Genomic DNA, 20,105 nt, shown 5'->3' on the forward strand with positions numbered 1-20,105 from the left:
CGGCGCTTTTTCCGTCCACCGAGTAACACATGGCAGATGGGTGAAGCGTCAGCTACGCGCCCCGATCCACCCGAGCAATTACAAGGAGTAAGCATGACCTTTTCCATCGTCGGTCGCTGCGCCGAAACCGGCCAGCTGGGCATCGCCATCAGCTCATCGAGCATTGCCGTTGGCGCCCGCTGCCCCTGGCTGCGCGCCGGGGTTGGCGCGGTGGCCAGCCAGAACATCACCCTGCCGGCCCTCGGCCCGCAGATTCTCGATGCCTTGGAAGCCGGGCTGGAACCGGCGGCGGCGCTGGACCAGGCGCTCAGTCGCAACGGCTACAGCCAGTATCGCCAGGTCGCGCTGCTCGACAGCCAGGGCCGCAGCGCACTGTTTTCCGGCAGCGAAGCGCTGGGCCTGCACAACGCCCTGGCCGGCGAGCAATGCGTGGCGGCCGGCAACCTGCTGGCATCGCCCGCAGTGATCGCCGCCATGATCGACGCCTTCGAGCACAGCCAAGGGCTGCTGGCCGACCGCCTGCTCGCGGCCATGCACGCAGCCATGGCGGCCGGTGGCGAAGCCGGGCCGGTGCATTCGGCGGCGCTTAAGGTGGTGGACGACCTCACCTGGCCGCTGATCGACCTGCGTGTGGACTGGGCCGATGACAACCCGACTGGCCAGTTGGACAGCCTCTGGCAGGCCTACCGGCCGCAGATGCAGGACTATGTAATCCGCGCCCTCGATCCAACCCGCGCCCCCAGCTACGGCGTACCCGGCGATGAGTAATCCCAGCAGCCGCGACCTGCTCGCCGAACTCGTGGCCTTCCCCACCGTCAGCCGCGACTCCAACCTGGCGCTGATTGAGTTCGTTCTCGACTACCTCAACAAGCTCGGCGTGGCCTGCGAGATCGACTACAACGCGCAGCGCAGCAAGGCCAATCTGTACGCCACCATCGGCCCGCTAGACCGTGGCGGCGTACTGCTGTCCGGGCACAGTGACGTGGTGCCGGTGGATGGCCAGGCCTGGACGCTACCGCCCTTCGAGCTGAGCGAACGCGACGGCAAGCTGTATGGCCGTGGCACTGCCGATATGAAGGGTTTTATCGCCTGCGTACTGGCCGCCGTGCCGCGCTTTCTCGCCCTGCCGCTGCGCCTGCCAGTGCATCTGGCGTTTTCCTATGACGAAGAAGTCGGCTGCCTGGGCGTGCGTTCGCTGCTCGCCGACCTGCAGCAGCGCCCCAACAAACCCGTGCTGTGCGTAATTGGCGAACCCACTGAACTCAAACCGGTGCTTGGCCATAAAGGCAAGCTGGCCATGCGCTGCCAGGTACAGGGCGCGGCGTGCCACTCGGCCTATGCACCTCAGGGGGTGAATGCCATCGAATACGCCGCCAAACTGATCAATCGGCTCGGTGAAATCGGCCAGCGTTTGAGCGCAGTCGAACGTCAGGATGCGCGCTTCGATCCGCCCTACTCCACGGTGCAAACCGGGCTGATCAGCGGCGGGCGCGCGCTGAATATCGTCCCCGCCGACTGCCAGTTCGACTTCGAGGTACGCGCCCTGCCCAGCGATGATCCGCAACAGGTCGCCGATGAACTGCGCGCCTACGCCGAAACGGAACTGCTGCCACAGATGCGTCAACGCAGCAGCGCCAGCGCCATCGACTTCCAGCCACTGTCGGCCTACCCCGGCCTGGCCACCGATCCGCATAGCGAAGCGGCCGAACTGCTGGCGCTACTTAGCGGCAGCCGAGAATACAGCACCGTTGCCTTCGGCACCGAAGGCGGCCTGTTCCACCAAGTCGGCATCCCCACCATGGTCTGCGGCCCCGGCAGCATGGAGCAGGGCCATAAGCCGGATGAGTTTGTCAGCCAGCAGCAGCTCGATGGCTGCGATGCGCTGTTGGCACGTTTGGCCGATTGGCTGCAGGAAAGTGCCTAGGCCTGATCAGCAGCGCGCTCCCCTGAAATAAACGCCGCGATATACGCAGCACTGGCCTCGGGATATTGCGACTGCGGGCCATGCCCGGTGCTGGGCAAGGTCAGCAGCTGCAGGGTGGGCAAGGTGCGATTGAGCGCGTACCAGTTCTCCACGGGGAAAACGATGTCGTGGTCGCCGCCCACGTGCAGCACCGGGGTTTGCGTTTGCTTGAGCGCATCCAGCGCCGCCTGCAGCGGAAACATCGGGTTGCGCGGCCCGTCGCCCAGGGACTGCGCGGCCCAGGCATAAGGCACCGGCGTGCAGCGCCCTTCACTGCGTTGGGCAATACGCTCGGCCGAACGCGACGCCGCCTCGCGACTGCTCGCCGAGGTCGGCTCGAAAAACAGGCTGACGAAATCCTCGAAATCATTGTCGCGAGCGGCCAGCTGGTAGAACTGTGGCTCGCCGGTTTTGACCAGGTGGCCGGGCGGTGTGGTGGCAATCAGCAGCAGATGGCTGAGCAGTTGCGGCGCTTGCAACAACACCAGTTGCGCCGCCACGCCGCCGATTGACCAACCACCCAGCACCACCCTGCCCAGCTGCAGCGCGCCGATCAGCTCGATGGCGTCCTTGGCCAATGAACCTGGGTCATAGCTCGGCTGGCCCGTGGACCAACCCAGCCCGCTGTAGTCGAAGATATAAACCCGCAAGCCCCGCGCGGCGAGCGCATCGAGAAAGGCAGGGTCCCAATCGTCCATGACGCCCCTGAAGCGCAGGCACAGCACCAGCGGTGTGCCCTCGCCGATTACGCGATACGCCAGACGGCGGCCGCCGACCTCGACGAACTGATTGGCTACTGAGCTGGCGGAATTGGAAAGGCTCATGATTACTCGCTCCAAATCAAAGACTCTTCAGCTTTAACGCAGCCGCTCAAGCGCCTGCGCCACGCCAGCGCCGTAGGCCGGATCGGCCTTGCTGCAGTTGCCGATATGCCGCTGCTTGATCGCGTCAGCCGCATCACCGAGCGCTCTGGCCGTGTTATCGAATAGCGCCTGCTGTTGCGCCGGGCTCATCAGGCGGAACAAGTCGCCAGGTTGCTGGTAATGATCCTCGTCGATGCGGTGATCCCAGTTGGTCGCACTGCCGTCGAGCGGCAGCGGCGGCTCGCGCAGTTCCTGCTGATCCTCCCAGATGCCCTGGCTATTGGGGTAATGGGCGATGGTCGAGCCCTGGTTGCCATCGGTGCGCATGGCGCCGTCGCGGTGGTAGCTGTGATAAGGGCAGCGCGGGGCGTTGACCGGGATCTGATTGAAGTTCACACCCAGCCGATAGCGCTGGGCGTCGCCGTAGGAAAACAGCCGCGCCTGGAGCATCTTGTCCGGCGAAAAACCGATACCGGGGACGATGTTGGCCGGCGAAAAAGCCGCCTGCTCCACTTCGGCAAAGTGGTTGTCCGGGTTGCGGTTCAGCTCCAGCACGCCGACCTCGATTAACGGAAAGTCGCCATGCGGCCAGACCTTGGTCAGGTCGAACGGATTATGCGGATGACGCTGCGCCTGTTCTTCGCTCATCACCTGAATGCACAGAGTCCAGCGCGGAAAGTCGCCATGTTCGATGCTCTGATAGAGATCGCGCAGATGGCTTTCGCGATCTCCGCCGATCAGCGCGCCGGCCTCGGCATCGCTGAGGTTCTCGATGCCCTGCTGGCAACGCAGGTGAAACTTGACCCAGACCCGCTGGTTATCAACGTTGAGCAGGCTGAAGGTATGGCTGCCGAAACCGTGCATATGCCGATAGCTGCGCGGAATACCGCGCTCGCTCATGGTGATGGTGACCTGGTGCAGCGCCTCGGGCAGCAGGCTCCAGAAATCCCAGTTATTGCTGGCACTGCGCAGGCCGCTGCGCGGATCACGTTTGACCGCATGATTGAGATCGGGGAAGCGCATCGGATCGCGAAAAAAGAACACCGGAGTGTTATTGCCAACCAGGTCCCAGTTGCCCTCATCGGTGTAGAACTTCACGGCAAAACCGCGGATATCACGTTCGGCATCGGCCGCACCGCGCTCCCCCGCCACAGTGGAGAAACGCACAAACAGCGGCGTCTGCTTGCCGATGTGGGCAAACAGATTGGCGCGGCTGTAGCGGCTGATGTCGCCCGTCACCGTGAAGGTGCCGTAAGCGCCAGCGCCCTTGGCATGCATGCGCCGCTCGGGGATCACCTCACGGTCAAAATGCGCGAGTTTTTCGATCAACCAGATATCCTGCAGCAGCGCTGGCCCACGCGGCCCGGCGGTTTGGATATTGAGATTGTCGACCACCGGCGCACCGGTGGCATGGGTCAGTTTGTTCTTCGACACGACAGGTGCTCCTCAAACGGTTGAGCTAGACAGCCAGCGGCGATGATGGCCAGAGGCAGCTTCGCGAAATGATTTAGTCCATGGACTTCCAGGTTGCCGGCAGCGACAGGTCGCCGGAGGCCACATCCCAAACGCTGGAAACGCACAACAGCGGGTCGTGCAGATTGGCATTGACCTGCAGCGCGGCGGTCACCCCGTCGTAGTTGAAGCTGGCGGGAAAGCCGACCGCAGACAGCGGTACGCGAATCTGCGCGGCATCGTTTTTCACGCTGAGGTCGTAGCCGGGCGAGTCGATGTAGATCGGCACGCCGGGCCAGGTAGGCGGCAGCTTGGGCTTGGCACCTTCGGGAATGTCGCGCACCTTGAGGCCGCTGGGGCCGCAACTGGGTTCCTTGGTCAGTACAACCCAATGCGAGTGCCACAGGCCGCCGTCGTTGGCCTTGTCGCCGTCGCCGTTCTCATCGAGCTGCGGCGTGTCATCGAAATCCGGATGCGAGGTCAGCGCCAGGGCGAGGATGCCCGAGTCGTCTTCGAAGCCGACCGCGCCGCTGTTCAGGCTGGTCGGCCAGACATAGCTGTAGACCTCGGCACCGGCAAAGCTGCCCTTGGCTGTGGGCAAACGACTGCCGGCCTGGCCGTCGACCAGTTGCTCGAACACCAGGTCGCTGCCGTCCTTGAACACATGGGTATGCACCAGGTCGAAGGCCGCTTCGACCTGGGTACTTTTCTCGCTATGGATACCACCTGCCTCATGCGCCCAGGCAGGGCTGACCAGCAGCGCTGCCAAGGCGATAGCCGTCCTGTGTATCATAAGGTCTCCTAGAGCTTTTGCAGATACTCAGCCGTGGAAATCACCGGCGCGTAGCCGAAGCTAAGCGCCGCCATAAAGGCCGCATGGACGTGCTCGGCGGGAACTTTCACGCCGTTGAACTCCAGGTCGAGGGTGGCGCAGGAGTCGTGCAGCACCGTGGTGGCGTAGCCGAAATCCACGGCGGCGCGGGTGATGCCGTCCACACACATATGGCTCATATTGCCCACCACCACGACGGCCTCGATGGCATGCCGATCCAGTACGGCCTTGAGCTCGGTTTCACGGAAGGAGTTGATGTAGTGCTTGAGCACCACCGGCTCGTTAGGCAGATTGATGACGCTGGGGTGCAGCTGCGCCCCCTCACTGCCAGGGCGGAAGAACGGCGCGTCGGCACTGGTGAACTCATGGCGGATATGCACCACCAGATCGCCACGCTGGCGAAATGCGGCGATCACCTGTGCCGCCTTCGCGGCAGCCGCCTCGACCTTGCTCAGGGTCCACAGGCCGCCTGGGAAGTAGTCGTTCTGGATATCCACCACGATCAAAGCTGTTTTGCTGCTCATGTGTCTGTCCTCTCAATAGGTGTAAACCGGCCGCTTAGCTGCGCAGAAAGGCCAACATGTCGGCACTGAGTTGTTCCTTGTGGGTATCGGTAATGCCATGCGGCGCACCGGGGTAGATCACCAGCTTGGCGTGCGGCACCAGCTTGGCCGAGGCCCGTGCAGCGGCATCCACGGGAACGATCTGGTCGTCGTCGCCATGCAGGATCAGCGTGGGAATAGAGAACTTCTTCAGGTCTTCAGTGAAATCGGTTTCGGAGAAGGCCTTGATGCAGTCGTAGGCGTTCTTGTGCCCGGCCAGCATGCCCTGCATCCAGAAGGCGTCGATCACGCCCTGGGAGGGTTTGGCGCCGGGGCGGTTGTAGCCAAAGAACGGGCCACTGGCGACGTCCTTGTACAGCTGCGAACGGTCGGCGATTGAAGCGGCGCGGATGCCGTCGAACACCGAAAGCGGCAGGCCGCCTGGATTGGCCTCGGTCTGCACCATCAGTGGCGGAACCGCCGAGATCAGTCCAGCCTTGGCCACCCGCGCCGTGCCGTGCTTGCCGATGTAACGCGCCACCTCACCGCCGCCGGTGGAAAAGCCAAACAGCGCAGCGCCGCGTACATCCAGATGATCGAGCAACTGGGCCAGATCATCGGCGTAGGTGTCCATCTCATTGCCATGCCAGGGTTGGCTGGAGCGACCATGGCCACGACGATCGTGGGCGATCACCCGGTAACCGTTGCTGGCCAGGAAGAACATCTGCGCCTCCCAGCTATCGGAGTTGAGTGGCCAGCCGTGGCTGAGGACCACAACCGGGCCTGTGCCCCAGTCCTTGTAATAAATCTCGGTGCCGTCGCGAGTGGTAATAGTGCCCATGGTCTTGCGCTCTCCATTCTCAGGTTGCGGACGGGTTGCTGCGAAGCCACTGCCGCGCACACAACCGCCTAGGGGTAACAACATCGTTGTGGCCAGCACGGCCGAGCCGAACAGCAGTCGGCGACGGCCTTTATTCAAAGGTTGCTCAAGGTTGTGCGGCATTGGCGGACTCTCCCTTGGTTGGCGGCGGCAGGCGCACGCGCATCAGGTTCCAGGTGCTCACCCGTTCCTCCCACTCATCGCCCTCGGCAGGCGTCAATGGCAGGTCACGCGGCGCACCGTTGCTGGCGATGCCCTGAAAGCCGCCCGCACGTACGCGAATCAAGCCCTGCTCGTCGAGCCCCAGCAGTTGGTCGATCTGATTGGCCAGCAGCCACAACAGGCCGTCGTGAAATAACAAACCGTCGGCCCCCGGCAGGCTCTCTGCCAGCACCTGCACCTCACCGTTCGGCAGGCGCATACGCAGCAGGCGACCGTCACCGGCGTTATTGATATACAGCTGACTTTCGTCGGCGTTGAAGGCCAGGCCGTTGGCACCGAAGGGCAGAGAACCCGCCGTGGCCAATAGCGGATCGCGCGACAGCACCTCTAGCGCGCAGGGCTTACACCGCGTGGTATTGGCGATGCGATACAGCGCGCCCTGGAAGGAGTCGGAAACGTAGAGATCACCATTGCCGGCAAATACCAGACCGTTGGGTGCGGGCATGCCGCTGGAGCCGAAGTGGATCTGATCCTGGCTGCCATCCGGGTTGGCGACTGTGCGCGCTGCCGGTGCGGCTGGCTTCAGTTGCGGGAAGTCGAGCAGGTCCTCGACTGGGGTGTCTGCAGCAAATTCGGCCGCGATGCGTTGCAGCTTGCCCGCGCCAAAATTGAGGATGTAAATCTGCCCGTCTGCATAACCCAGACCGGTCAGCGGCGTCGCGGCAAACGCACGTTGCGCCAGCAGCCGGCCGGCCGCCGCATAACGCAACAACTGGTTATTGCGGGTGCTGGCGGGTTGCCGGGCATCGAAGGTGCCGACGTAGATTTCGCCGTTGTGCGGATTAACGGCGAGCCCTTCCGGATAGCGCACACCGGCTGGCAGCTCGACAAACGGCTCGACCTCCAGTAACTGCGGCCCCTGGGCCTCGGCCCACCCACAGGCGGATGCGCCGGCCAGAACCAGAAAGAGGATGCCCATACTGCGCTTCGACAGACTCATATAGCCTCCACTCGCGTCGATGATGCTCGAACGCTTCTGGGGGCTCGTCAGGGCGCCGAATGCGGGGCAGCGGGTGGCGAGCGATGGTCGGATGCTGGCGGTATTCAGCAGTAGCCGATACGTAAAATCGGCAAAGCTGCTCAACGCGTACGATTTGCCTGTTTTACGTATCGCCAGCGCGCGGCTCGGCGCAGCCTGGCGCCATCACCCAAGGCCAGGACGCCGCCATGTCACTACGCACCACGCCGCGCCAGCGTGCTCGCCAAGCCACTTACGAAAGCCTGCTAAGCCAGGTGCTGCAGCTGCTACCGATCACTAGCGGCCGTACGCCTCGCCTGGCTGAGTTATGCCGCGCAGTAGGAGTTAGCGAACGCACCCTGCGCAGCGCTTTCGTCGCCACTCTGGGTATGGCTCCGGCGCGTTACTTACGTCTGCGCCGCCTGCATCTGCTACGCGCCGCTTTGGCTGTGACCGACCAGAGCCACGCCAGCGTTGCAGAGGTCGCTCAACGTTTCGGCTACACCGACTGCGGCCGCATGGCGGCGGATTACCACGCGCTATTCGGCGAATACCCTAGCGCTACCTTGCAGCGTGGGGTCAACGGTGACTGATCGACAAAGCCTGTGGCACAGGCCGCCGGCTGCGCAGCGAATGCGACGGCAATTCGCCAAAGTAGCTGCGGTAGAGGCCGGCGAAACGGCCGAAATCCCACACGCCAAAGCGCGCACAGATATCGGTGATGGTCTCCCCCGGCGCCGCGCGCAAAATGGCCCGGCGAATCGCATGCAAGCGGTGCTGCATCAGGTAGCGGTGCGGGCTCATGCCCAGGTAGCGGGTAAACAGGTTGCGCAGCGTGCGCTCCGAGGTGCTGCAGGCCAGACACAGGTCGACGATATGCAACGGAGCATCCGGCATAACGTCCAGCAGCTCCAGGGCCCGCCGCAGAATCTGCTGATGGCTGGGCTGGGCGGACGGGTTACGCGATGCGGGAGTCACCGGCAGCAGGCTGCGGAACACCAGCGCCATCAGCTCGTTGCGCGCTGCGTTCTCGGCCGCCGGAGCATGCAGCTCCTGCGGTGCGCAATGATCGATACGCAGCAGGCGCAGCGCCAGCCAGACCAGCGGTGCCAAGTCATGCTGGGCCCGGCAGATCAGATTGCGCGTAAGAATCGACGAATCGAATTCGTCTTCATGCTGCTGCGCCCAACGCAATACCAGTTCGCAGGACATGGCCACGGTCATCCAGCTCGCCGGTTGGCTGGCGTCGATATGGAACATTGCCTCGGGCACCATCCAGCCGATCAGCCGCCGGTCCAGGCGCTGACCACCCAGCACGGTGCACTCGTGGCGGCTCAGCGGCAGGAAGATATTGAAGAAACCCGGCAGGCCAACACCGCTGTAAACGGTGCCAGCGCCCTCACGGCCGAACATCAGGGCCACGCCGTCCAGTTCGACGACGCGCAGACGCCAGTCGCGCTGCTGCCGCGAACGCAGCACGTAATGCCCCTCGACCCCGTACAAAGCCTCTTCGAACTCGTCGAAGTCGGCGCAGATCAGCCGGCTCATATCGCCCCCAGAAAAGCGCCCTACGCCGGTACTGGACAGCCGTAGATCAACGCGCAAATCCAGTGTAGAAGCATTCGCATCTGCTGCACTTACGACCAAAGGATAATGCTGCGTTATTCGGCCGCGTCTTTGCCTTGCAGGCGGGGGGCCCAGTCCTCGATCAGGCCTTTCTCCAGGCGCCGCTCCAGGGTGCGCCGCCACGACGGCACCAATGGCAGGGCCAGGCATTCACGCAACAGCTCGCTCTCCACCCGTTTGTCGAACAGCACTGCAGACAAACGGGTCAGCGACCAGTCGGCGAACTGCCGCTCGACCAGCTGCAGGCTGTCGCCGGCGCTGACCACGCCCTCCTCCAGCACCCGGTAGTACCAGCCGGTGCGTCCGGACTGCTGCACACGCAGGGCCAGATCGGCCACACCGAAGCGGTCGCTGAGCTTCCAGCACGGCATACGCCCCTGCGACACCTCCAGCAGCGCCGTACCCACGCGAATGCGGTCGCCGAGACAGACGTCATGTTCCGTCCAGCCGCTGCTGCTGAAGTTTTCGCCAAAGGCCCCCAGCTGCATCAGCAGCGGATGCGCACCCAATTCGGCGGCCCAGGCGGCGTAATGCTCATACGGATAATGATGAATGGCTTTCTCCACCCCACCATGCACGCGCAGATCGCCCTGCTCGTCACCACCCAGGCCGAGCGGGGTCACCGCCAAGGGGCCGTGTTGCGGCTGTTTGTCGATGGCGCTGCGCGAGCCAGGCCGGGTGAACGGCTGCACGCGACCGGTAAGCAGCGCGTCGAGACGAATACTGGGCAGGCTCATGCGGCGACCTCGGGGGCTTGATGTTCGCGACAGATCAGCGCCGCATCGCACGGCGCCAGGGGTTCCTGAGTCAAGCCACAGAACGGCAGATCATCGACCAGCTGATGAAAGCGACAACTGCGGCACAGACCAAAGCTTGGCACATCCGCGCTGCGCTGCACCTCGCAGAGCAACTCGCCCAGCAGCGCCTGCAACTGTGCGCCGCGCTCAGCCATGCGCGCCTCACCCTCGGCGAGAAAAGCCGGCGGCAGCAATGCTTGCAGCAGCTCTCGGGCGGCATCGGTCAGCTGCAGGTGAACGCTGCGTTTATCGCGCGCATCCTGAACTTTGACGATCAGCTCCTTGGCCTCCAGCGCCTTGAGCGACTGCGACACCGTGCCCTTCGTCAGGCCCAGGTAGTCGGTCACCCCCAGCGGCGTATTGGAGTAGTGGTTGCAACGCGCCAGGTACATCAGCGCGCTCAACTGGATGGGTTGCAACTCGGCCAGCAGCGGGTGCTGGCGGAACCAGATGCGGCTGAGGCTGGAGAGCCGTTCAAGCAGATCGAAAAGGGTTGTGCCGGTCATATATCACTCCTGTCGACACATAGTATCGATCAAAAACCATATTGACAAAGGCAAGATCAAGCGTAACCTTTGCGCAAGTATCGAATCGATACCAAATTAACTTAAGGAGACTCGAAATGACCACCGCACGCTTCTATCACGCCGGCTGCCCTGTCTGTATTTCGGCCGAACAGACCCTGCTCAACCTGCTGGCCCCAGCACTCAAGGTCGAGGTGGTTCACCTTGGCGAACAGCCACAGCGCGTCAGCGAGGCCGAGCTGGCCGGGGTCAAGTCGGTGCCTGCGTTTGTCTACGAAGGCCAGGTGCTGCACCTGAACTTCGGTGCTTCCATCGACGACTTGAAGTAAAGAGCCTCGCGCATTCTCACCCTTTGCGCTGCCGGCTACCTGGAAGGAGGATCAGTGATGAACGTAAATGTATTCGACACCCATGTGCGCACCCGCGACGGCCGTTATCTGCACTTCGATGTACTGATCGAAGGTAACGACCAGACTCGCGCCACCCAGTACGCCCGTGACTGGATGAGTGAGCGCGGCGTGCAGGATGCCGACATCGAACAGAGCCGCTGCCAGTTCTGCCACAGCGAACCGGCCCACCCCGAAATCGCCGCTGCCGTCACCGGGCAGGGCTACTACATCATCCCGCTGCAAGGCTGCTAGGAGACCCACCATGAACGCGTATCAGCCCCTGAACTGCGATTTGCACGACTACCTGGAGATCGCCTGTATGCACCGTTACGGTCTGCAGATCGAACTGCTCGATGGGCCGAGCTTCGCGGCCAGGGCGCTGACCACGCGCACGGCGCCGAGCAAGGAAGAGTTTCTCGTGCTGCAAAACGATAACGACCAGTTCGAAGTGCGCCTCGACCAATTGCTGGCCATCACCCCGCTCGACCCCAATGCCAGTTTCGGCCGTATCGAACTGGCGGGAAGTTACTGCGCATTCTGAATCCTGGGCTGCTGGCCGAAGCTTGCCAGCAGCCTCAGTTATCGCCACCGAGCATTTATCACCGAGTAGCGCTGCAGCACAGAGCAACACTCCGCTATTGAGAACGCAGGATGAACAGATACCGACTTGTGGTGCGTAGAGGCGCCAGGTTGCTGGGGCATTTCGACTCCGCCGCCCCCTGGGCGCAGGAGGCCGTGCAGGAAATGGCGCAGTGTCTCGCCAACGCCGGTTACGACCTTGAACTCCTAATCGCCGATAGCGAGCGCCGCCTGCTGGACAGCGGCCCGGACGGGATTCGAATACTGAGTAGCGAACCGATCTTCAAGGCGACAACATTGCACGGTTAACGCTAAACAAGTCCCGCGCCTATGCGCGGGCGCCTGGGGTGCCGCGCGCGTTCTTCTTCTGCAGGATCATCGAGGCTTCGTTGTAGGCATGCTGGAAGGCCTCGCTGCCAATCCACTCCACTGCGGTGTCTTCGTCTTCATCGTGGAAGATCCCGCGATAGACGATCAGCAGCCCCATCATAAAGTCGGTGGCCGCGTCTTCCGCTTCCTCCGCGACCACCAGCTCCAACACCGGGTATTGCAGGAACACCAGACACATCGCCAGCAGGCTGATGCCTTCGCCGATTTTCATCGTCTGGAACAGATCATCGAAGTGCGCCGGGTCGAAGCCGTGCTCTTCGATATCCTTGAAGTCGAAGGTGCTCAGGTCGATTTCGACATCATCGAACGGCTCGTTGATCAGCGGATTAGCCAGCAGCGGATGTACGACAGTGGCTTTGGCCTTGCCCGAACGGTTTTGCTTGGCCTTGCCTTTGGCCCGCTGGGCACGTTTTTGCTGTTTATCTGGGGAAGCCATAAAGGCGCGTTCCTTGTTCGAGGCAGCCATAGTAATGGCCCGGGATAGTCGGGCGCATAGTGTATTCACTCTTGGCTAGGTTCGCCGGCCAGATGCTGATGCGCCTGGCGCAGTGGCTAAAGGAAAGCGCCTAAGGCGTCCACTCCAGCGTTTCATAAACCGGCTTCACCGAATTGAACTCCTCGTAATGCGTCTGCGCCTCCGCCCGAGTAGCGAAGCAGAACTGGCCCGCCATCTGATCAGGCTTGAACAACGCCTTTTGCGCATTGGCGAAGCAGTATCCGGATGGTGGGCTGCACTGTACGTCAGGGAAACTGAACGGCCGCCAAGCCTGAGGTTGCTGCTGCCTGACTGTGCTAACAAACGCAGACAGCGTAGCCATCATACCGGCCGAGGTTATCTGCGGACTGGCGCTCTGGAAGATCGCTGATTGCAATCCGCCGGGTTTCTTCACCACATAGATATAGGCATGGCAGAAGGTATTGCCCTGCGGCGCGGCAGCAGGCTCGGCAATCACCGGAGTCGTCACTGCCACTGCCGGCGACCGAACAACGGCAGCAACCGCAACCGGCGTAGCGCGCGTCGGAATGGCCAATGCGAGTTCCTGCTGCGCTCGATCACGCCATACCCCCAGTGGCGCGCGGTAGCCACTGCGCAGGCGGCTGGTGATCGACTGCACATCAATCGGCCCACGCACTTCCTGGCCAGACACATCGAGGATCACGTCCATCGACTTGAGGCCAGCGTTTGCCGCGGGGCTGCCAGGCGCAACGCTAACCACCCAAGCACCTGCGGGGCTTTTCAGGCCAAGGGCACTGACCAATTCCGGGCTCGGACTTTCCAGGGTCAAGCCGAGATCCGTGGCCTCGACACTGCTGCTAGCGACATTAGCCGCAGCAGGCAAAGCGCTGGCCGGTGCCGCTGCTGCTCGCGCGGCCAGCTTGGCGGCCTTTTCAATCGGCGGAGGTGTCCAGGGCACGCGCACTGTGTCCCAGTTCATTTGTAATCTGGTGACACTAGCATGGCGCTCGATTGCGGCGGCAGCCTTGGCTGGGCTGTCTTCCATCAGACAACCACCATAGCCTTCCGCAGCTCCGTAGGTCGAACGCAACATCGCGTGGAACGCAGCGGTCTCAGCCGCGCCGCCGTCGGAATAAAAGTCGCGATAGGTAAACACTGGGGTCAGGTAATTGACCGTTTCCGACCCTGAGAAACAGTAGCCATAGGCCGTTACCTGCCCAGATGCCGGCACCGTAGCAGGGCCGCCAAAGCAGCCCTGCTCGCGGCGTACCTGGTTGATCGCATCCAATTGCCAGCCATGGGTCTTGGCCATGCTCGTATCACCCGTGGCAGCGGACTTCTGCTGCACATCAAGCATATAGGCGTGGCTTTCCTCCAGGTTGCTGCAGCTTTTACCGCGCCAGGTAGAGGTGGTAATGCCTACCGCTTCTGGCGTCAGCGAGGCCTCCATCGCCGCGTTCATAGCAGGCGAAAGCACCGCATGGGCGGCATGCATGACACAACCGGAGAGCGCTGCCGAAGCAACCGTCAGTGCCGCTAAACGCAGAACCAGTGCGGTGTGATCACTCATTGCGCAGCACCATTTGCACGTCGCGTTTAGCCTGGTTGCGCCAGACGCTGACGGTGGCCTTGTAGCCGACACGCATGCGCGAGGAGATATCCGCAACATCCTGAGCGGTAGCCACTTCCTGACCGCTGACTTCGACAATCACATCAAGCGGCTTGATACCCGCCTGATCAGCAACACTGCCCTTGACGGTGTTCGTCACCCAGGCACCTTGCGCCGAGGCAAGGCCCACAGCTTTGGCGTAAGACGGCGTCACCACGCCTAGACTCATACCCTGCAACGAGGCGGAAGTGGCCTTGAGCGGCGTGGCGCTACTGCGCACCGCCAGCGGCAGTACAGGAGGTGGATTACCCGACGAGGCCACGAACACAGGGACGGTATAGAAATTGTGTGCACGCCAGTATTTGAGGTTGACGCTGGTGCCGATGGGCGCCTTGGCAACAGCCAAACGAAAGTCGATAGAATCTGCGATCGGCTGATCATTGACTGCCACGACAATGTCACCACTGAGGATTCCGGCGTTTTGCGCACCGCTGCCTGGCCCGGTGCGATCGATCAACACACCCATCGTCGGTGCCGCAATCCGAGCGGCACTGACAGCGTCAACCGTATCCATATGCACACCAATGATCCCGCGCGGCAGATTTGCCTGGGTACAGCCCTTTTCATACCAGACCTGGCTGGCCGCCACCTTGCGCGCCTCACCCGCTTGCTGCAGCAAAGGCTCGGTACTGCCGACATAGCCAGGCACTTCAATCAACGCCATTTCGATGTACTCGCAGGTACGCGGGCGATAACGCTCAGGCGTTTCGCGGGTCACCAGCATCTGCAGGTCCGGCTTGTATGCCGCTGCTTGCCCCGGCACAGGCACTGCGCCAGGCGTCGACTCTGTCGAGCTGGCCGAAACCAGCGCGACGGCTCCACCTGCAACAGCTGCCGTTGTAAGCAGCGCACTGGCATCCCCTGGAATGGGGGCAACCATCGCCGCCATAACCGCCAACTCCCCCAGGCCACCATCGGAGGCGCAGCCGCTGAGACCCAGCATGGAAAAAGCCAGTGCCAGGTAGCAGGCTGAATTCGCGGGGTGCCCGACCATTGAAACCTCCAACGCACACAAGGGTGCTCACTATAGATTTCGGCATCATGGCAATTTGCCCTGACCTTGTATATCAACCCGACGAAACATATCGAAGGCGAGTAATAACGGGCCTTTCGGGGGTATGCATCAGCGGTTAGCCGTTGGCTAGCGGCCGGCGCAGCATTGCTAATGTCTGGCTAAGAAAAGAACAAGCTGACGCCAGTCGAAACGCTGTTTCAGAACAGTCTTAAGTCCTCATTAAGTGCAAGGTTTCTGTCCTTCAGCTTGGCTTCAGATTTGGGGGCTAAGGTTGCGCCATTGCCTACGGAGGTTCAGATGAACAAGACCACTCTCACCCTCGCTTTAGCCGGTTTGGCGGCGCTGCCCGCGCTGGGCCAGGCCCGCGAAATCACCCTGCAAACCAGCTTGAAAGAGTATCGCGGCAACGATGCCTACCTGGCGTTCTATGTCACCGATGCGCAGGGCAATTACCAACGCACGCTGTGGGTCTCTGGCAAGAAGGCCAAGTACTACAAGCACCTGCGTGACTGGGTGCGTGACGGTAACAAGCCTGCCGAATACGACGGCCTCACCGGTGCCAGCGTTGGCAGCGGGCAAACCTTGAAGGTGGCGGTTGAACTGGAGGATGCGCTGATTGATGCCGGCTACGAAATCCGCATCGACAGCGCCGTCGAGAACAAGCAGGACAATCGCGCCGAGATCAAAGTGCCGCTCACACAACAGCCCACACCGGTCAGCGGCAGCACAACAGGCTACGTCAACACCTTCAGCTACCAGTTTTAACCCAGGAGCCCGCTCATGCTGCAACGCACCCACGTGGTACTCAGCTTGCTCCTTGGCGTCTTGCTGATGATCTCGGCAGCCACGGGGCTGGTGTTGTCCAGCAGCACCCTGGTTGAACACCTACAGTCTGCACCAGCAGCGGAGCAGAATGTCGCCGACGTTGCCGCGCGTATTGCCGGCCAGGTGCAAGGTATCGAGCGCATCGAACGGGCACCCAGTGGTGAGCTGCGCGTCACGCTCAGCACGGCGAACGAGAACAGCACTGTGGTGGTTGATCCGCTCACTGGCTCGGTTATCTCGCCCTACCAGCCTTCCGCCCTACTGGCCTGGACGCGCAACCTGCACCGCGAGTTGCTGCTCGGCGAGTCGGGCCGCTGGTTCAGTGGCCTGGCGGCGCTGGCCATGCTGATACTGGTGGTCACTGGCGCTTGGCTGTTAGCACGCCGACTCGGTGGTTGGGGCCGCCTGGTGCGGCCTATTCCAGCCAGCAGCGGGTTGATTCACTGGCATATGGTTGTGGCCCGCTGGACGCTGCCGGCCCTGGCGATTCTCGCCCTGAGTGGACTGTATTTGGCGGCCATCAGCCAGGGCTGGATCAACGATGGCCAAGACGCCTCACCGGCCTACCCAGAAGCCAGTTACTCGGCACCGGCGGCCGAGTTGAACAGCCTTGCTGCCCTGCGCAACCTGGACCTGCAAGACTTGCGCGAACTGGAGTTCCCCAGCGACCCGGATGCCAATTTCTACACCGTGCGTACGGCGGCGGGTGAAGGCTTCGTCAATGCCAGCACCGGGCAATGGATCAGCTATCAGCGGCACGGTTTTGCCACGCGCCTGTACGAGAACATCTACGAACTGCACACCGGCGCGCATTCGCCACTCTGGACGCTGATGCTCAGCGGCTCCAGCCTGGCCGTGTTATTTCTCAGCGGTTTCGGCCTGCTCTCCTGGGCGCGGCGCAAGCGTCTGGCGGGTGCACGGTCTGATAACACGCCGGCCGATCAAGCGCAGATCATTCTGCTGGTTGGCAGTCAGGGCGGGGCTACTTGGAGCTATGCCCGGCAGTTGCATGAGCAATTGCAGAGCCAGGGCCTGCGGGTGCACTGCGCCAGCATGAATCAGCTGCAACCGCACTACCGCCAAGCCAGCCAACTGCTGCTACTCACCTCGACTTATGGCGATGGCCAGGCTCCCGATTCGGCCAAGGCGTTTCTCGGGCGTTTGCAGCGCAGTGAGCTAAACCCAACGCTGCAAGTCGCAGTGCTGGGCTTTGGTGATTCGCAGTTTCAGCACTTCTGCGGTTATGCCGAACACGTCGAGCAATGCCTGCAGCAACAGGGCTTAGCGACGTTGCTGCCCTTGCAGCGCATCGACCGCAACGCATTGGGCGAGCTCAACCAGTGGGCGCAGCGGCTTGGTCAGGAACTCGACGTTGCCCTGCACTTCACTGCGCACGCCAGCTGCGAGACCTCACAACAGTTGCAGTTGCTGAGCCGCGAGCTTTACGGCGAAGGCAGCGCGTCACCGGCCGCCGTTTTGCGCTTTACCGTATCGCCCACCAGCAACAGTCGCTTTGCACCCGGCGACTTGCTGGCCATCCGTCCGGGTATTGATCTGCCGCCACGCTTCTACTCGATTGCCAGCGGCGATGAAGATGGCGTGCTGGAAATCTGCGTGCGTAAACAACCTGACGGCCTGTGCTCAAGCCTGCTGCATAGCCTGCAGGTGGGTGACTGTATTGAAGGGGTTATCCAGGCGCACCCCGAGTTTCGCCCGACTGCCGGCCAGCATCCGCTGATTCTGGTGGGTGCCGGCACTGGGCTGGCGCCGTTGATTGGCTTTGTCCGCAAGAATGCCCATCAGCGTCCACTGCACCTTTACTGGGGTGGCCGCAGCGCGCAATCGGACTTTCTCTATGAAACGCAACTGAATGAATACCTGGCTGACGGACGCCTGAGCCAACTGGGCCTGGCATTCTCCCAGGCGGCTAAGCCGATGTATGTGCAGGACCGTCTCCTGCAGGACGCCGACAAACTGGCGGCGCTGTTGCAACAGGGCGCGCAGGTGTTGGTGTGCGGCTCCCGCGACATGGCCGCCGGGGTGCGCAACGTGCTGGAACCCTTGTTGCAGCAACTCGGCTTGAACATCGAACAACTCCGCCAACAAGGACGCTACCGTGAAGATGTCTACTGAGATCAACGCAGCGCAGCGCCACAACCTGAGTGGCGCCACCATGGGCACCCGCTGGAGCGCTGTGCTGTATGCACCGGCCGGGCTCGACCTGAGCGTGATCAGCAGCGAGCTGCAACAGGCGGTCGATCAGGTTGACCAGCAAATGTCGACTTGGAAGCCCGAGTCCGAGCTGATGCAACTCAACGCAGCCAACTGCGGCCAATGGCTGAGCGTGCCCGATGAACTGCTGTGGGTGCTGAGCAGCGCATTGCGCATCAGTGCCGAGTCCGAAGGTGCGTTCGAGATTGGCGTCGGCGCGCTGGTCAGCGCGTGCGGCTTTGGCCCACACGCGCCACTCAACACCTGGCCGGACAAGCAACCCGCCGCGCGGGATGTATTGGAAGTCGACGCGGACAACGCTCGGGTACGCAAACATGCGCCCATCACCCTGGACCTTAACGGCATCGCCAAAGGCTTTGCCGTCGACCAGATGGCCCGCTGCCTGGCGCGCCACGGCATCACGTCCTACCTGGTTAGCATCGATGGCGAGATGCGCGTCAGCGGCGTAAAGGCCGACGGCAGCGAGTGGTCAGTCGCCCTGGAAAAACCCCGCAAAGGCCAACGCGAAGTGCTTGGCTCGCTGGCACTGAGCAACACCGCCATCGCCACCTCCGGCGACTACCGCCACTGGCGTGAGCATAACGGCCAGGTGTTTTCTCACACCATGAACCCATACACCGCTGCCCCGCTGCTCTCTGACCTCGCCTCGGTGTCGGTGCTGTGCACCAGTTGCATGTACGCCGACGCCTGGGCAACCGCACTGATGGTGCTCGGTGTGGAACGCGGCGCGCAGTTGGCCAAAGCCAAGGATTTGAGCGCCATTTTTGTTCTGCGTGACGGCGATGAGTTGCGCGAAGTGACGGTTGGCCTCTAATCCGCAGGCCTCATCGAATAATCTGAGGGCAATCGGCATGTCAGGCTCAGCCCTGCAGTCTAGCGACTGCCTCAGCACCACTTCCCGCCCCCAACTGCGCCTTACAGAACTCAACAAACAACTGCGCAGGCTTGGTCAGCGGTGCGCGTTTGAGCCAGGCGGCAGCCAGGCCGGAGCTGGCTACGGGTTCGCTGATATCCACGGTCAGCACCTTCTTGCCATCGTAGGTACATTCCGAGTGCGGGCGGGTCACCAGCAGGGAGAAGCCGAAGCCCTGGCCGACCATGCCGCGTACCATCTCGATGGACGGCGAGCTGAAAACGATATTGGGCGCAAGGCCCAGCTCTTCGAACAGGCTGACGAAGTAGGTACGGCTCGGTTGCACGTCGAGCAGGATCATCGGCTCCAGGCATAGATCGCGCAGTGACACCTGGGCCTGACCGGTAAAGCGGTGGCCTTCGGGCAGCAGGGCGTAGGGTTTCTGCGGGGTCATCAGCGGTTCGCTGACGATGGTCGCATCGAGGTCATGGTCGTAGAGGATGGCCAGGTCGAAGCGCCCGGCGGTCAGGCCCTGGATCAGCTCCTGCTGTTCGCCATCGCGGATGCGGATTTCCACGCCCGGATAGAGCGAATTAAAGCCGGCGATCAGTCGCGGCAGATACAGCGGCGCCACGGTTTCGAAGCAGCCGATGTCGATCTGCCCGGCTACCACATCGTTATCGGCCAGGGCGTTCTGCTCGAACTCGCGGGCCATGCGGATCAGTTCCTGGGCCTTCTTGTAGAAGCGCGCGCCGCCGGGGGTCAGGGATACGCCCTGGGCGTGGTGGCGGATAAACAGCTGCAGGCCGAAGCTCTCCTCAAGGCCTTTGATCGCCGTGGAAATCGATGGCTGGGCGATATACAGCTTGCGCGAGGCCTCGGCGACGCTTCCGCACTCCACGGTGGTGACGAAATACTTGAGCTGACGCAGGGTATAGGCGGCCATGCGGTACCTCCTTAATAGCGGCTTGCTGGCCGTCTTGTACTGATTTTATGCAGCCAACATACCCCAGGCCCGACACTGGGGCTGCCCAGTT

The 20,105-nt window shown here is 62.3% G+C and carries 23 protein-coding genes; 10 read left to right on the forward strand and 13 right to left on the reverse strand.

The window, feature by feature from the left end; genetic code table 11:
• Nucleotides 1-93 precede the first annotated feature (93 nt).
• Nucleotides 94-768, forward strand: a complete 675-nt coding sequence (locus Q8M42_RS19860) for a DUF1028 domain-containing protein (protein WP_304864768.1) — start codon at nt 94-96, stop codon at nt 766-768.
• On the forward strand, nt 761-1,924 hold the full coding sequence (argE, locus tag Q8M42_RS19865; protein ID WP_304864770.1) for an acetylornithine deacetylase: 1,164 nt from the start codon (nt 761-763) through the stop codon (nt 1,922-1,924). The genes Q8M42_RS19860 and argE overlap by 8 nt, the downstream gene beginning before the upstream one ends.
• Here argE and Q8M42_RS19870 read toward each other — a convergent pair.
• The 6 genes from Q8M42_RS19870 to Q8M42_RS19895 all read right to left on the reverse strand — a co-directional run bounded on the left by Q8M42_RS19870 (nt 1,921) and on the right by Q8M42_RS19895 (nt 7,694).
• The gene (locus Q8M42_RS19870) at nt 1,921-2,787 is read right to left on the reverse strand and encodes an alpha/beta fold hydrolase (protein ID WP_304864772.1); all 867 of its coding nucleotides are present in this window, start codon (nt 2,785-2,787) and stop codon (nt 1,921-1,923) included. The genes argE and Q8M42_RS19870 overlap by 4 nt on opposite strands.
• Nucleotides 2,788-2,820: 33 nt before the next feature.
• The gene (locus tag Q8M42_RS19875) at nt 2,821-4,260 is read right to left on the reverse strand and encodes a catalase (RefSeq protein WP_304864774.1); all 1,440 of its coding nucleotides are present in this window, start codon (nt 4,258-4,260) and stop codon (nt 2,821-2,823) included.
• Nucleotides 4,261-4,333: 73 nt separating this feature from the next.
• The gene (locus Q8M42_RS19880) at nt 4,334-5,071 is read right to left on the reverse strand and encodes a hypothetical protein (RefSeq protein WP_304864776.1); all 738 of its coding nucleotides are present in this window, start codon (nt 5,069-5,071) and stop codon (nt 4,334-4,336) included.
• 8 nt (nt 5,072-5,079) lie between these two features.
• Entirely contained in the window at nt 5,080-5,634 is a 555-nt protein-coding gene (locus tag Q8M42_RS19885; RefSeq protein ID WP_304864778.1) for a cysteine hydrolase family protein, read from the reverse strand.
• A 34-nt stretch (nt 5,635-5,668) separates the two neighbouring features.
• Nucleotides 5,669-6,493 (reverse strand): alpha/beta fold hydrolase, encoded by an 825-nt coding sequence (locus Q8M42_RS19890; protein WP_304864908.1) that lies wholly within the window; start codon nt 6,491-6,493, stop codon nt 5,669-5,671.
• 145 nt (nt 6,494-6,638) lie between these two features.
• Nucleotides 6,639-7,694, reverse strand: a complete 1,056-nt coding sequence (locus Q8M42_RS19895; protein WP_304864780.1) for an SMP-30/gluconolactonase/LRE family protein — start codon at nt 7,692-7,694, stop codon at nt 6,639-6,641.
• 227 nt (nt 7,695-7,921) lie between these two features.
• Here Q8M42_RS19895 and Q8M42_RS19900 point away from each other — a divergent pair, with 227 nt between their 5' ends.
• Entirely contained in the window at nt 7,922-8,305 is a 384-nt protein-coding gene (locus Q8M42_RS19900; RefSeq protein WP_304864782.1) for a helix-turn-helix domain-containing protein, read from the forward strand.
• On the opposite strand, the gene Q8M42_RS19905 is transcribed toward Q8M42_RS19900, so the two are convergent.
• The 3 genes from Q8M42_RS19905 to Q8M42_RS19915 form a co-directional block, all read right to left on the reverse strand.
• Entirely contained in the window at nt 8,292-9,260 is a 969-nt protein-coding gene (locus Q8M42_RS19905; RefSeq protein ID WP_304864784.1) for a helix-turn-helix domain-containing protein, read from the reverse strand. The genes Q8M42_RS19900 and Q8M42_RS19905 overlap by 14 nt on opposite strands.
• Nucleotides 9,261-9,373: 113 nt before the next feature.
• Nucleotides 9,374-10,075, reverse strand: coding sequence for an MOSC domain-containing protein (locus tag Q8M42_RS19910; RefSeq protein WP_304864786.1), 702 nt, complete (start codon nt 10,073-10,075; stop codon nt 9,374-9,376).
• The gene (locus Q8M42_RS19915) at nt 10,072-10,641 is read right to left on the reverse strand and encodes a MarR family winged helix-turn-helix transcriptional regulator (RefSeq protein WP_304864787.1); all 570 of its coding nucleotides are present in this window, start codon (nt 10,639-10,641) and stop codon (nt 10,072-10,074) included. Before Q8M42_RS19915 ends, Q8M42_RS19910 begins: the two co-directional genes overlap by 4 nt.
• 116 nt (nt 10,642-10,757) lie before the next feature.
• Between Q8M42_RS19915 and Q8M42_RS19920 the strand changes: the two genes are divergently transcribed.
• The 4 genes from Q8M42_RS19920 (at nt 10,758) to Q8M42_RS19935 (ending at nt 11,936) form a co-directional block, all read left to right on the forward strand.
• Complete coding sequence (locus tag Q8M42_RS19920; protein WP_304864789.1) at nt 10,758-10,988, forward strand: thioredoxin family protein; 231 nt, start codon at nt 10,758-10,760, stop codon at nt 10,986-10,988.
• Nucleotides 10,989-11,045: 57 nt separating this feature from the next.
• Nucleotides 11,046-11,300 (forward strand): DUF2024 family protein, encoded by a 255-nt coding sequence (locus tag Q8M42_RS19925; protein WP_304864791.1) that lies wholly within the window; start codon nt 11,046-11,048, stop codon nt 11,298-11,300.
• Between the two features lie 10 nt (nt 11,301-11,310).
• Nucleotides 11,311-11,589 carry a Rho-binding antiterminator gene (locus Q8M42_RS19930; protein WP_304864793.1) on the forward strand — a complete coding sequence of 93 codons (279 nt, stop codon included), beginning with the start codon at nt 11,311-11,313 and terminating at the stop codon, nt 11,587-11,589.
• Nucleotides 11,590-11,699: 110 nt separating this feature from the next.
• On the forward strand, nt 11,700-11,936 hold the full coding sequence (locus Q8M42_RS19935; protein ID WP_304864795.1) for a cytoplasmic protein: 237 nt from the start codon (nt 11,700-11,702) through the stop codon (nt 11,934-11,936).
• Nucleotides 11,937-11,955: 19 nt separating this feature from the next.
• Here the strand turns inward: Q8M42_RS19935 and Q8M42_RS19940 are convergent, their stop codons facing one another.
• The 3 genes from Q8M42_RS19940 to Q8M42_RS19950 all read right to left on the reverse strand — a co-directional run bounded on the left by Q8M42_RS19940 (nt 11,956) and on the right by Q8M42_RS19950 (nt 15,086).
• The gene (locus Q8M42_RS19940; RefSeq protein WP_304864796.1) at nt 11,956-12,453 is read right to left on the reverse strand and encodes a hypothetical protein; all 498 of its coding nucleotides are present in this window, start codon (nt 12,451-12,453) and stop codon (nt 11,956-11,958) included.
• Nucleotides 12,454-12,583: 130 nt separating this feature from the next.
• Nucleotides 12,584-14,044, reverse strand: coding sequence for a S1C family serine protease (locus Q8M42_RS19945; RefSeq protein ID WP_304864798.1), 1,461 nt, complete (start codon nt 14,042-14,044; stop codon nt 12,584-12,586).
• Entirely contained in the window at nt 14,037-15,086 is a 1,050-nt protein-coding gene (locus Q8M42_RS19950; protein WP_304864800.1) for a PDZ domain-containing protein, read from the reverse strand. The genes Q8M42_RS19945 and Q8M42_RS19950 overlap by 8 nt, the downstream gene beginning before the upstream one ends.
• Nucleotides 15,087-15,455: 369 nt before the next feature.
• Here Q8M42_RS19950 and Q8M42_RS19955 point away from each other — a divergent pair, with 369 nt between their 5' ends.
• The 3 genes from Q8M42_RS19955 to Q8M42_RS19965 are packed head-to-tail and all read left to right on the forward strand — an operon-like array spanning nt 15,456 to nt 19,029.
• Nucleotides 15,456-15,923, forward strand: coding sequence for a DUF2271 domain-containing protein (locus Q8M42_RS19955; RefSeq protein WP_304864802.1), 468 nt, complete (start codon nt 15,456-15,458; stop codon nt 15,921-15,923).
• 15 nt (nt 15,924-15,938) lie between these two features.
• Nucleotides 15,939-18,116 (forward strand): PepSY-associated TM helix domain-containing protein, encoded by a 2,178-nt coding sequence (locus Q8M42_RS19960; RefSeq protein WP_304864804.1) that lies wholly within the window; start codon nt 15,939-15,941, stop codon nt 18,114-18,116.
• The gene (locus Q8M42_RS19965) at nt 18,106-19,029 is read left to right on the forward strand and encodes an FAD:protein FMN transferase (protein WP_304864909.1); all 924 of its coding nucleotides are present in this window, start codon (nt 18,106-18,108) and stop codon (nt 19,027-19,029) included. The genes Q8M42_RS19960 and Q8M42_RS19965 overlap by 11 nt, the downstream gene beginning before the upstream one ends.
• Before the next feature lie 46 nt (nt 19,030-19,075).
• Here Q8M42_RS19965 and Q8M42_RS19970 read toward each other — a convergent pair whose 3' ends face one another.
• Nucleotides 19,076-20,014, reverse strand: a complete 939-nt coding sequence (locus Q8M42_RS19970; protein ID WP_304864806.1) for a LysR family transcriptional regulator — start codon at nt 20,012-20,014, stop codon at nt 19,076-19,078.
• Between the last annotated feature and the right edge of the window lie 91 nt (nt 20,015-20,105).

It is taken from the genome of Pseudomonas sp. (assembly GCF_030684895.1).
In the GTDB taxonomy this organism is placed as follows: domain Bacteria; phylum Pseudomonadota; class Gammaproteobacteria; order Pseudomonadales; family Pseudomonadaceae; genus Aquipseudomonas.